The 12314-nt window shown below is 66.2% G+C and carries 11 protein-coding genes, 1 tRNA gene and 1 pseudogene; 5 read left to right on the top strand and 8 right to left on the bottom strand.

The annotated features are described in order from the left end of the window. Window positions 1-38 precede the first annotated feature (38 nt). Window positions 39-584 carry an iron transporter gene (locus tag ACFQEV_RS10115; protein ID WP_379695469.1) on the top strand — a complete coding sequence of 182 codons (546 nt, stop codon included), beginning with the start codon at window positions 39-41 and terminating at the stop codon, window positions 582-584. Window positions 585-680: 96 nt separating this feature from the next. Continuing rightward, complete coding sequence (gene thrS, locus ACFQEV_RS10110) at window positions 681-2606, top strand: threonine--tRNA ligase (protein WP_379695467.1); 1926 nt, start codon at window positions 681-683, stop codon at window positions 2604-2606. Between the two features lie 161 nt (window positions 2607-2767). Here the strand turns inward: thrS and ACFQEV_RS10105 are convergent, their stop codons facing one another. The 5 genes from ACFQEV_RS10105 to ACFQEV_RS10085 all read right to left on the bottom strand — a co-directional run bounded on the left by ACFQEV_RS10105 (window position 2768) and on the right by ACFQEV_RS10085 (window position 7904). Next, entirely contained in the window at window positions 2768-2911 is a 144-nt protein-coding gene (locus tag ACFQEV_RS10105; RefSeq protein WP_379695465.1) for a hypothetical protein, read from the bottom strand. 231 nt (window positions 2912-3142) lie between these two features. After that, window positions 3143-4576, bottom strand: a complete 1434-nt coding sequence (locus tag ACFQEV_RS10100; protein ID WP_379695462.1) for an alpha/beta hydrolase — start codon at window positions 4574-4576, stop codon at window positions 3143-3145. Between the two features lie 71 nt (window positions 4577-4647). Beyond that, on the bottom strand, window positions 4648-5922 hold the full coding sequence (locus tag ACFQEV_RS10095) for an MFS transporter (protein ID WP_379695459.1): 1275 nt from the start codon (window positions 5920-5922) through the stop codon (window positions 4648-4650). A gap of 93 nt (window positions 5923-6015) precedes the next feature. Further along, on the bottom strand, window positions 6016-6654 hold the full coding sequence (locus ACFQEV_RS10090) for an NAD(P)-dependent oxidoreductase (RefSeq protein WP_379695457.1): 639 nt from the start codon (window positions 6652-6654) through the stop codon (window positions 6016-6018). Between the two features lie 290 nt (window positions 6655-6944). Continuing rightward, window positions 6945-7904 carry a DMT family transporter gene (locus ACFQEV_RS10085; protein ID WP_379695455.1) on the bottom strand — a complete coding sequence of 320 codons (960 nt, stop codon included), beginning with the start codon at window positions 7902-7904 and terminating at the stop codon, window positions 6945-6947. A gap of 205 nt (window positions 7905-8109) precedes the next feature. On the opposite strand from ACFQEV_RS10085, the gene ACFQEV_RS10080 reads away from it, so the two are divergent. Then, on the top strand, window positions 8110-8601 hold the full coding sequence (locus ACFQEV_RS10080) for an Lrp/AsnC family transcriptional regulator (protein ID WP_379695453.1): 492 nt from the start codon (window positions 8110-8112) through the stop codon (window positions 8599-8601). A 134-nt stretch (window positions 8602-8735) separates the two neighbouring features. Further along, on the top strand, window positions 8736-9086 hold the full coding sequence (locus ACFQEV_RS10075) for a hypothetical protein (protein ID WP_379695451.1): 351 nt from the start codon (window positions 8736-8738) through the stop codon (window positions 9084-9086). 483 nt (window positions 9087-9569) lie between these two features. On the opposite strand, the gene ACFQEV_RS10070 is transcribed toward ACFQEV_RS10075, so the two are convergent. Then, window positions 9570-9643 (bottom strand) — tRNA-Lys (locus ACFQEV_RS10070). 151 nt (window positions 9644-9794) lie between these two features. Between ACFQEV_RS10070 and ACFQEV_RS10065 the strand changes: the two genes are divergently transcribed. Continuing rightward, window positions 9795-11249, top strand: coding sequence for a DHH family phosphoesterase (locus tag ACFQEV_RS10065; RefSeq protein ID WP_379695448.1), 1455 nt, complete (start codon window positions 9795-9797; stop codon window positions 11247-11249). A 7-nt stretch (window positions 11250-11256) separates the two neighbouring features. Here the strand turns inward: ACFQEV_RS10065 and ACFQEV_RS10060 are convergent, their stop codons facing one another. After that, window positions 11257-11553: a PRC-barrel domain-containing protein gene (locus tag ACFQEV_RS10060; protein ID WP_379695446.1), complete on the bottom strand. Its 297-nt coding sequence runs from the start codon at window positions 11551-11553 to the stop codon at window positions 11257-11259. A gap of 204 nt (window positions 11554-11757) precedes the next feature. Beyond that, a pseudogene (locus ACFQEV_RS10055) lies at window positions 11758-12095 on the bottom strand (LUD domain-containing protein); the annotation flags it as partial. Window positions 12096-12314 lie beyond the last annotated feature (219 nt).

The raw sequence follows: 12314 nt of genomic DNA, 5'->3' as shown, positions 1-12314 counted from the left end.
TTACGCGCGTTCCGCACCACTTTGGACGCGATTTCACGATGCCGCAGAAACCCGAGAAAGAGCCGAGCGACGAGGTGGACAGGAACCAACTGCAGATGGCCCGCACCGAGGGCGAGGCGTACCACTCGTCGGCCACCTACATGATGACGAGCGTCGCAAATACGGGCGACGTGACGCGGGTCGGCGACTACTACGTCGGGTTCGCGCAGGAGGAGGCCGAGGGCATGTGGGAACTCCGCGACGAGGGCGAGTTCGAGTTCGTCGAACCCGACGAGGAGAACTGCCACGTCGAAATCGTCGTCACCGACGGCGCGGACAAGCGGTTCGTCCCCCACCTCGACGTGACGGTGACGCTCGAAGGCGAGGGGGAGACGGTCGGACCGGTCGAGACGCCGTTCCTGTGGCACCCCGGCGTCCACCACTACGGGGCGAACGTCGAACTGCCGGGCGACGGGACGTACGACCTCCACGTCGAGATAGCGCCGCCGACGTTCAAGCGCCACGACGAGACGAACGGGAACCGGTACGGCGAGACGGTGGAGACGACGTTCGAGGGAGTCGAGATAGAAACCGGACAGGACTGACCGACGGGAACCGCATCGTCCGCGTCTCGGTCGCGCCGTGGGAACCCGTAGCGGCACTCAAAAACACTTATTCGTCCGCTCCGACTCCCACCGGGTATGAGTGAAATCGTTGTGACGCTCCCCGACGGCACGGAGTTACCCGTCGAGGAGGGGGCGACGGTCGAAGACGTCGCGTACGAGATCGGACCCGGCCTCGGGGCCGACACCGTGGCGGGCGTCGTGGACGGCGAACTCGTGGACAAGGCGTCGCCGGTCCGCGACGGGGCCACCGTCGTCATCGTCACGGACCAGAGCGACGAGTATCTCGACGTCCTCCGCCACTCCGCCGCCCACGTCTTCGCGCAGGCGCTTCAGCGACTGTACCCGGAGGCGAAACTCGCCATCGGCCCGCCGACGGACGAGGGCTTCTACTACGACGTGACGGGCGTCGAGTTGGACCAGGAGGACCTCGCGGAGATAGAAGACGAGATGGAGAGCATCGTGGAGGAGGACCTCGAAATCGAGCGCGAACTGCTCTCTCGCGAGGAGGCCCTGGAGAAGTACGAGGACAACCCGTACAAGCGCGACATCTTGGAGAACGAGGCGGCCGACGAGGACCCCGTCTCCTTCTTCGTGCAGGGCGAGTTCGAGGACCTCTGTAAGGGCCCGCACGTCGAATCGACGGGCGAAATCGGCGCGGTCGAACTGCTCAACATCTCCTCGGCGTACTGGCGCGGCGACGAGGACAACGAGACGCTGACGCGCGTCTACGGGACGGCGTTCGAGTCCGAATCGGACCTCGATCGGTTCCTCGAACGGCGCGAGGAGGCCAAAGAGCGCGACCACCGGAAGATAGGGAGCGAGATGGACCTCTTCTCCATCCCCGAGGTGACGGGGCCGGGGCTTCCGCTCTACCACCCGAACGGCAAGCGCATCCTCAACGAACTGTCCGACTACGCCGAGTCGCTGAACCTCGACGCCGACTACGAACCGGTCGAGACGCCGCATCTGTTCCGGACGGAACTGTGGAAGCAGTCGGGCCACTACGACAACTACGTGGACGACATGTTCCTCCTCGACGTCAACGACGAGGAGTACGGGTTGAAACCGATGAACTGCCCGGGCCACGCGACCATCTTCGACCAGCACTCGTGGTCGTACCGCGACCTGCCGGTGCGCTACTTCGAGGACGGGAAGGTGTACCGGAAGGAGCAACGCGGCGAACTCTCCGGCCTCTCCCGCGTCTGGTCGTTCACCATCGACGACGGCCACCTGTTCTGCCGCCCCGAGCAGATAGAACAGGAGATCCGGCAGGTGATGGACTCCATCTTCGAGGTGCTGGAGACGTTCGGACTCGACGCGCACGTCGCACTCGCGACGCGCCCCGAGAAGTCCGTCGGCAGCGACGAGATATGGGGGCAGGCGGAGACGCAACTGCGCTCGGTGCTGGAGAACCAGAACATCGACTACGACCTCGAACCCGGCGACGGCGCGTTCTACGGGCCGAAGATAGACTTCTCGTTCGAGGACGCCCTCGGCCGCCACTGGGACGGCCCGACGGTGCAGGTGGACTTCAACATGCCCGAGCGGTTCGACCTCACCTACACGGGCGAGGACAACGAGGAACACCGCCCGGTGATGATCCACCGCGCGCTCTACGGCAGTTACGAGCGCTTCTTCATGGTGCTGGTAGAGCACTTCAACGGGAAGTTCCCGTACTGGCTCGCGCCCGAACAGGTGCGCATCCTCCCCATCAGCGACGACCAACTCGGCTACGCCCACCGCGTGAAGAACGAACTCGGCGACTTCCGCGTCGAAGTCGAGGACCGGTCGTGGACGCTCGGACGGAAGATTCGCGAGGCGCAGGAGGACCGCGTCCCCTACATGATAATCGTCGGCGGCGACGAGGAGGAGGCCGGAACCGTCTCCGTGCGCGACCGGAAGGAGCGAGAGGAACAGGACGTCTCCGTCGAGGAGTTCCGTAGCCACCTCGAATCGGAGTACGAGGAGAAGCGCATCGAACCCGACTTCCTCGACGAGTAACCCCGTCGAGCGGTCGGATTCGCCTCGTTCGCTACCGTCCTTGCGGCGGTTCGCCGCGGAAGTCGTTTCGACGGGACCGCACCCTCAGTTCGAGGCGTGCCGCCCGTCGCTCCGTTCGTCTCGTCCCACCCGGAGGGACGAGTGGTCCGTTCCGGCGTCGTTCACCAGACCGGCGCAAGCAGGAAGGCGAGCGTCAACCCGGTCAACGCGACGCACGCCTTCGCGAGCGCTCGCCGGAGGTGGCGTTTGATTTCCGAGACCATGGTCACCGTCCGACGTTCCGTGGGTCGTTCGTGTTCTTGCATTCGGGGCACCTCCCGGATCCGTACCGGGGCTGTGTACTCCTCACATGGGAGAGAAGCCGGATAAACGTCGCCGACGGTTGGACGATTGAAACGGTCGAAACGCAGGGGTCACCCGCCCGGGGCGTCCCCGCCCCCATCCTGCGATTACGCCGGCGCTAGCTGGTGAAACAGTTTCAAAGGGAGAACTTAGCGGGGGGCGGATCGGGTCGTAGCCGTCGCTCTCAGCGACTCTCAGGCCGTCGCGCCCGTCTCCGTCTGCATCGTCTGTCGGTCGAGTTCGCGCGTCACCGCTCGTCGGTAGGAGTCGCCTCGGATCAGGCGCGTGCGGACGCCGACGTGGCCGCAGTCCCACTCGGTGACGTTCCGTCGGGGGAGTCGCCACCGTCGGACGAGGGCCTCCGTCGTCTCCGCGGGGGCGGTTTCGTCCGCCGCACCGTAGAAGGCGAGAATCCGCTCGGGGTCCAACGCCGGCTCCGCGGGCGGGTTGAGGAGGGGCGCGAACTCGCGCAGGCGGCGGCCTGTCCACCCGGCGGCCGAGAGGGCATCGCCCACGTCGAGGGCCTCGAATAGATCGCTCGACGTGATGGTCTGGTCCACCGCGCCCGGCGCGCCGACGGGCGCGACGAACTCCGGGCGCATCGACTCGAGCCACAGGTCGCACCGACCGGCGACGTGGAGGGCGACGGTGCCACCGAGTCCGATACCGCCGACGCCGACGCGGGGCGCGCCCTCCGTCCGTGCCCAATCGACGAGGACGCCCGCCTCCTTCGACGCCGCGGCGTAGAGTTCGAACATCCCGACGGGCGCGCGGGCGAGGAACGGTTCGCCGCTGTACCCCCCGCGCGGTTCGCGGTGGGCGTGCCACGGCGCGTCGGGGAGGACGACGCGGTACCCCTCGCGGGCGAGGCGGCGGCCGACGGCCTCCTCCTCGGGCCAGTAGCGGAGCAGGTCGCCGAGCGACGCGAGTTCGGAGTAGAAGACGAACGTCGGCAGTGCGCCCTCGGCGTCGTCGGGTTCGTAGACGCGGGCGGTGGCAGTGTCGCCGACGTGGAGCGCCGGCGTCTCGAAGCGCAGTCTGAACTCCGTCGTCCCCGGGCCGGTGACCGTCGCCGACCGGGTGACGCGCGGAAGCGCCTCCGTCACCGTGGCGTCGGAGAAGCCGTAGAGGCGTTCGGGTTCGGCGAGTTCGCGCGCCCACTTCTCCGCGGCGGCGTCCGGGTCCGGCACGTCGTACTTCACCGGCGGGACGTAGTGGTCCCGCGCGAGGAACCCGAACACGTCGTCCGGGCGGGCGTGCGCCTCCGAGATTCGCCGTCGCTCGCGTTCGAGTTCGACCCGTTGGTCCGGGCCGGCGGTCACGTCGCCCCAGAAGACGGCCTCCCAGCGTTCGAGCAGTTCCTCGTACGCCTCGCGGACGTCGGCGTACCGCGCGAGGGCCGTCTCGATTCTGTCGTGGAGGTGGGGGGCCGGCGGCGCGTCCGCCTCGCGGAGGTACGCCGCCGGACCCGACCCGAGGGCCACGTCCGCCGCCGCCCGCGCGCGGTACCCGGAGAACTTGCGGGGGAGCGAACGGGTCTTCAACGACTCGAACGGCCGAGTCGCCGCCGCCGCACCGAGGGGCGACGCGAGGAGTCGCTGCCTCGCGGGAGTGCTGAGTCGGTCCATACGTCCGCTACGGCTGAGAGCGTATTGACACTAGGCCCGAGAGGGGGCGGGCGGAGCGACCCTCCCGACCGTCACCACTCGGTGAGTGCGCCCGCGCCGAAGTCGCGGACGAGGACGGCGAGGAAGGTGAGGACGCCGGTGAGGGCGAACAGACCGCCGACGTAGAACACCCACTCCATGCCTACGTCGGCCATGAGGTAGCCGCCGAGCAAGGGCGCGGCGACGCTTCCCGGCCGCCAGAGCAGGTCGCGGATGCCGAACGAGGAGGCGACGCCGCCGTCCTCGGTTCCCTCGTCGGCGAACAGCGCCATGCTCGCGGGTTCGCGCAGGCTGTCGGCGACGCCGAGGAGTCCGGAGAGGCCGACGAGGGGGAGGAACGCGGGCGAGAGGGGACCGAGAACCGGGAGCGCGTCCGGCAGGCCGAGGGCGCCGATGGCGGGCGAGAACGGGACGCAGAGGGCGACGAGTCCGTAGAAGCCGCCGCCGACGAAGACGAACGCCGCGCGGCCGTACTCGTCGGAGTATCGGCCCATCGTCGGTTGGAACAGCATGTTGGTGAACTTCTCGGCGACGACGGTCACGGAGACGGCGAGACCGCCGTAGGCAAGTCCGCCGCTTGCGGCGGCGACGCCCGCGTAGATGGGCACCCACGTCCGGACGAGGGTGACCGCGACGGCGTACTGCGTCCGGAACGTCGCTATCGTGAGTATGCGCCGGTTGAGGGCGAGGTCCGAGAAGGGGAAACCGCGGATGGTCGTCTCGTCGGGGTCGAGGAGGAACCAGACGCCGACCGTGGCCACGGAGAGGAGAGCGACGATTATCGAGAAGACGGGCGAGAAGCCGAGGGCGTCGTACAGGAGGCCGGCGGAGATGCTGCCGACGATGGAGGCGGCGAAGGCGGCGGCGTTGGCCTTCCCGATGCGGTTCGCCCGCGTCCCGGTCGCCGCGAGTTCACCGACGAGGGCCAGAGACATGAGGCTCGCACCCGTGACGGCGACGCCCTGCAACGCCCGCGCGAGGACGAAAGAGAGGCTCGAATCGACCAGCGGAAAGAGGCCGTACGCGACGGCGCCGAGGAGGAGCGTTCCGAGGAGGACGGTCCGCTTGTCGAAGCGGTCGCCCGCCCACGCGAGGGGCACGACGGTGACCGTCTGCGCCAGTGTGAACCCCGTCGTGAACATCCCGATGACGAACCCCGCGCCGAGCGTGACTCCCATAATCGTCACCGCCGAGGGGTCGAGGACGTTGATGTACTTTCCCAGCAGGGTTACGAGCGTGATGAAGCCGAACCCGCCGGCGAACCGCGTGAGGTAGAGCGAGTAAAACTGCAGCGTATCCCGGTTCACGCCGGAGATGCACCCGACCCGAGAAAGTTAGTTTCGGTTCGAAGGACCCGTCTGAACTCCGAGAGACCGCGGGCGGTGGGCGGTCAGCGCGGCTCAGTAACCGGTTCCGAGGTAGGTGTGGACGGCGTCGCCGGATTCGAGTTCGTCGACGAACGCGACCGCGAAGTCCTCCATCGAGATGTAGCTATCGCCGCCCTCGTCGGTGACGAGTTCACCGTCGGCGGTCCGGTACTCGCCGGTCCGTTCGCCGGGTTCGATGAGTGCGGCGGGCGCGAGGTACGTCCACTCGAGGTCGTCGGCGTCCCGAATCACCTCGTAGGCGTCGATAGCGGCGCGAGCCACCGGCTCCCACTCCTCGGGGAAGTCCTCGGTCTCTACGAGTCGCGTGTCGGGGCCGACCTTCAGACCGCCGGCGCCGCCCGTCCAGACGAGTCGGTCGACGCCCGCGTCCCGCATCCCCTCGACGACGGCCTTCGCCATCGTCACGAGTACGTCCGGGTCCTGACCCTCGCTCGGACCGAGGGCGGACGCGACGGCGTCGTGACCCTCTGCGAGGTCGGCGATGTCGTCGGAGTCGGTCGCGTCGCCGGCGGCCGCCTCGAAGTCGGGGTCGTCGATTCCGCCGACGTCACCGCTTCGGGAGACCCCGGTGACCCCGTGGTCGCGTTCGAGGAGTTCGTTCGCGATTCGTTGGCCGATTCGTCCGCTTGCACCGAGTAGTAGTACGTTCATCGTGTTAGTGGGGGTCGTCGATAGTCGTCCGACGATGCGCGAGGGCGTCCGCACTGCCGGTTACACCTTCACACTCGGTCTTCGGTCGTGAGTTCCATATACGTTAGCGAGCGCAGAGACGACCGAGTTACATCGGTGCCATCGGGCGCGACGGTCTACTACTCGCTACCGCCGAACGGTGAGAACGGTCCGGACGTGGTCTCGGTCAACCGGCTAATTCAGGCCCGGTAACGGCTGAAATCGTCATTTCGAGAACAGTTCGAAGACAAGAGACGGCGACCGTTCGCCCCTCAGTCGGCGTCGTACCCGTGCGACGCGGGGGCGGCGGGGTCGCCGAGTCCGAGGCGCGCGCGGAGTGCGTCGCGCTTGACGAGTGCGAACCCGGCGAAGACGGCGACGAACCCGACGAGGGTCTGCGCGCCGACGACGTGGTCGAGGACCGCCCAACTCACCGTCGCGGCGACGACCGGTTCGAGGTAGCCGATGAGATTCACCTCCGTGGCTCCGACGCGGTCCAACAGCGTGAAGTAGATGAGGAAGGCGACGACGCCGGAGACGAGCGTCAGGTACGCCAGTGAGGCGACGGCGGGGAGCGTCCACTCGATGCTCGCGGGCGACTCGCCGCGGGCGAACGACGCCACGAAGAGGATGCCCGCTCCGAGGAGCATCGCCCACCCCTGCATCGACTCCGTCGGGAGAGTGACGCGGAGAGGACGGGTGAGAACCGCGCCGAGGGCGAACGTCACGCACCCGAGGAAGACGAGACCGACGCCGAGGATGTCCGCCGAGAGGAGGTTCGCCGGGTCGGGGTCTGCGACGACGACGACGCCCGCGATGCCGAGGAGAAAGCCGAGGACGCCGAAGCGGTCCATTGACTCGCTGAGGACGACGGCGGCGAAGACGGCGGTCAACACGGGAGAGAGACTGACGACCACCGACGAGACGGCACCCGGAACGTGCATCTGTCCGAGATAGAGGAGGCCGTGGTACGCGCCGATGATGAGGCCGCCCGCGACGAGAACGCTCGTCCACTCGTCACGCCCGCGCGGGAGCAACCGATCCGCGGTGACGGCGGCGTACGCGAGGATAATCGCCCCCGCCGCCGCGTAGCGAACGCCCGCGAACAGCATCGGCGGGAAGTACGGTAGTCCGACTTCGATAGCGACGAACGAGGTGCCCCAGAAGCACGCGAGCGTGAGAAACAACGCCGCGTCGCGTCCTGCAGAACCGAATCGGGAGAGCGGATTCATCGAGTTATTTCTCCATCTGAGACGGCGATTGTTAAACCTGACTACAACAGATTGCTTTGAATTGAATCTGAATACAATCAAACCCGAGATGGTTACTGAAAAATCGATACAATAGTCGTGCGTGAGAGAAACCCGCAATCGAGTGTCGGCCGTTCCAGAGCGGTGGGTGTTAAGCGACCGGAGACGAATCGTCGCGTACCCGGTTATGGACGAACGCGACATCCGCCTGCTGAAGGCTATCGCCGACTTGGAGACGGGGAGTCCAGAGAGACTCCACGAGGAGACGGACATCCCCGTCTCGACCATCCACTATCGACTGAACAACCTCCGCGAGGCGGGTATCATCGAGAACGACCTCTACGACATCGACGTCGAGGAGGTGGGACTCGGCGTGACCGTCCTCGTCGAGATTCTCGCCGACTACAGCGGGTCCCACCACGACTTCGAGGAGAAGATACTGGACGTCGAGGGCGTGACGCAGGCGTACTTCACCATGGGGGAGACGGACTTCATCGTCGTCGCGCACCTCTCGGGGCGGGAGATGGTCGAACGACTCATCACCGACTTCGAGACGATAGAGGAGGTCCAACGGACGAACTCCACGTTCGTCATCTCGACGCTCCGGGACAGTCACCGGGTGCTACAGAACTACAGTTTGGAGACGCTCCTGGACGAACTACTGGACGATGAGGGGTAGCGCCGTCCGTCTCTCGGTTTTCTGAGTTGTTGCTCAGATTTCATGATGATCGTTACAGCGATTATTAATTTCTTCGAATAAACCCGCGATGGCCAAAAGAGAGCTTATGGCGGTAGCTGCCGACAGAGACTAGTATGAGCCAAAACATCACCCCGGCGACAGGAGACGTGCGCGCGGTTCGCATCGTCTGGCCGATGAACGACCACGGCGCGATGACGGTCAGAGTCGAGTCGGAGAACGAGGTGCGGCAGGTGGTCGAGTGCGAGTCTGCGGAGGTACGGAAGACGCTCGAACGGTTGCCCGCGGGCACGACGCTTCCGCTGAAGATGGAGTCCGTCGGCATGCGCGGCAACGCGTGGCGCGCGGTGGAGCTCGTAGACGACCGTCGGACGACGGACGCGTCGTCACGGACGGAGTACCGCGCGGAGCAGAAGTACGCTCCCGACGACGAGGTAAACGAGCAGCGCGAAGCTGCCCAAGCCTGACGGAACCGCGCTCAGAGACGGGGTGAGTGACGCCTCCGCCGCCGCGGCGGAGACGAGGCGTTCGTTGACGCCCTTTACCGCGCCGAGTACGGCGACGAGTGCGGCCGCGACGGCGAGAAGGACGACTCCCGTTCTATCCTCTGGCGGTATTACCCGCCTATCGTCCGGACGGACACCTAGATCAGTCGAAGGTATCGGGAAGCGTGAGAGTCGCACCGCCCGCGGGAGATTCGACGGCGGGGTATGTCGTTCCGTACGCGCCGCAGTCTTGCGATTTTTACTGGAAACGCGGTGTGCATCGCGCGGGGCGGACGCTCGGCGTGCGACCGACCGAGAGGAGGTGAAGAGCGCGGCGTCACCTGCGAACGATGGGAACGGGCTGGGAGGGAGTTGAACCTCGGTCGCGAACTCCGTTCGCTCCCCGATTCAGCTCCTCCCTCGTGGTTCGACCGTCGGCTCGCTTCGCTCGCGAACGATCTGGAACGGGCCGGGAGGGAGTTGAACCCCCGACCGTCTGATTAAGAGTCAGACGCTCTACCTAACTGAGCTACCGGCCCTCGCAATTTCTCGTAACGGAGGGGTAACTAAATGTGTTTCCTTTCGGTCCGGCGCGGACGGCGATTCGGCCCGCCGAGAGCGGCCGACGGCGCGGACGGCACTCGCCGAAACGAGTGCTGTTAAGTGTCGTCCGACAGAATTGCAAGTAACATGAGTGCTGGGGTCACTATCTCCTCGATGTCCACCTACGCCATTTTGGGATGCGGGAGCGTGGGGCACGCGGTGGCCGAGGAGTTAGCGGAGGAGGGCAAGAGCGTGCTCATCCTCGACAAGGACGAGAGCCGGGTCGAGGCGCTCCGCGACCAAGACCTGAACGCACAGACCACCGACATCGCCGACCCCGCGGTCGCGGAGGTGGTCACGGACCGCGACGTGGTCCTCATCCTCTCCTCGGACGTGGAGGCGAACAAGGCCGCCGTCTCCGCGATTCGGGAGAACGGCGGCGAGCAGTTCATCGTCGTCCGCGCCTCCGACCCCGTCTCGGAGGACGAGCTCTCCGGGCTCGGGGCGGACGTCGTCATCAACCCCTCGGAGGTCATCGCCGACTCGGCGCTCCGGTCGCTCGAATCGGGCGAACTGGAGTACAAGGCGCGGCAGTTGGCCGACCTCCTCGACGGGACGGACGACGGACTGGCGATCCTCACACACGACAACCCCGACCCCGACTCCATCGCCAGCGCCGTGGCCTTGCAAGCGATCGCGGCGGAGTACAACCTCGAATCGGACATCCTCTACGACGGCGAGATAGGCCACCAGGAGAACCGCGCCTTCGTCAACCTCCTCGGCATCGAACTCGTCCGACTCGCGGACGCGCCGCCCCTCTCGAAGTACGGCGCGGTGGCCCTCGTAGACCACATGAAGTCCTCCGAACCGGAGGTCACGGCCGAGATAGACGTCTTCATCGACCACTTCGAACCCGACGAGGACATCGGCGCGGCGTTCATGGACGTGCGGCCGAACGTCTCCTCCACCTCGACCATCCTCACGAAGTACATCCAGGAGTTCGACCTCAGCCCGAGCGAAGCGGTCGCCACGGCCCTCCTGTACGGCATCCGTTCGGAGACGCTCGACTTCAAGCGCGAGACGACGCCCGCGGACCTCACCGCGGCGGCGTACCTCTACCCGTTCGCCAACCACGACACCCTCGAACAGGTGGAGTCGCCCTCGATGTCCGCCGAGACGCTGGACGTGCTGGCGGAGGCGATTCAGAACCGCGAGGTGCAGGGGAGCCACCTCGTCTCGAACGCGGGGTTCATCCGCGACAGGGACGCGTTGGGGCAGGCCGCCCAACACCTCCTGAAGCTCGAAGGCATCACGACGACGGCGGTGTTCGGCATCGCCGACGAGAAAATCTACCTCTCCGCTCGGTCGAAGGACATCCGGATGAACATCGGGAAGGTCCTGCAGGACGCCTTCGAGGACATCGGCGACGCGGGCGGCCACTCGACGCAGGGGTCCGTCGAGATTCCGCTCGGCATCTTCACCGGCATCGAGACGAACGAGGACAACCGCGGCACCCTGCTGAAGCTGACCGAGGAGGCCGTCCGCAGAAAGCTCTTCGAGGCGATGGGCGTCGAGAGTTCCGAGAGCAGTAACGGAAGCTGAGACCGAATCAGGCGACGACCGAGCTCTCTTCTTCCTCTTCGGGGTCCTTCAGGCGTTCGACCACGTCGTTGATGAGGATGACGTCGCCGACGGCGCGCACCCAGCGATACGGGATGAGCACGCCCTTCCCGGGGTCGATGCGGTTTCTGAACAGTTCGTCGTTGAGTGCCGTGAGTGCGAGTCCCGTGACAGACTGTCGGTCGAGGTCGAGTCGGATGTCTTCGACTTCCCCGACGAACACCCCGTTGTTGGAGTAGACCTCGCGGCCGACAAGCGTCGTTATCTCTTCGGGGGTCCCGTCCATGTGCATTCTCTTGAAGTCATCCGACTTAATAGTTCGTAGCCTTCGACCGCGTCAGCCGACGACGCGACGACTTGCGGCAGACGCTCGTCAGACACCGTCCGAATGCCCTCAGAAACCCTCGAACGCCCGCAAACGGCGACGCGCACTCCTGACGAGGGCGACCGGGGGACGAAGCCGACGAGGGTCGGTCGCACCGGGACGGCGTTACGGGCGGTCCGGCGCGACCAACTCGACGGGGTGTCCGCTGGGTCGCCCTAGCAGGGAGTCCAGTTGGTCGAGACGGGACGGCCGGAGGCGACGACGGTCCGGTCACGCGCCTCCTCGGTCCGGAACTGCCGCTTCAGTTCCGCGCCCACGTCCACGCTGAGGTCGTAGTACTGGGACTTGTAGCCGAACGACCCGGCCATCCCGCAGCACTCGGTGTCGGACGTGAGCACGTCGTAGCCGAGGCGTTCGAGCACCGCCTCCGTGTACCCCTCCAGTCCGAGCGTCCGGTGCTGGCAGTGACTCTGGTAGGCGACCCCCTCTCCGCCGGCGGCGGCGCGCGTCCAGCCGACTTCCAGACGTTCGAGCGATTCCTCGAACGTCGCAACCGTGCCTGTTACCGTGAGAGTGGCTTGCAAACCCGGATAATCGTTTCCTCGGGTCGGCTCGAAAACGGGACGCCTTCGGACGCCCCGGTTCGGGGAGAAGCGCCGTCGCCGGAGCGACTTTCGTTCTCATTGCTTACCAATCAAATTAGCGACCGTTAACGACAGAGA

This window comes from Halopelagius fulvigenes (assembly GCF_042662625.1).
Classification (GTDB): domain Archaea; phylum Halobacteriota; class Halobacteria; order Halobacteriales; family Haloferacaceae; genus Halopelagius; species Halopelagius fulvigenes.
Note: the sequence above shows the minus strand (reverse complement) of the source record. Positions and strands in the feature narration are given on the sequence as shown.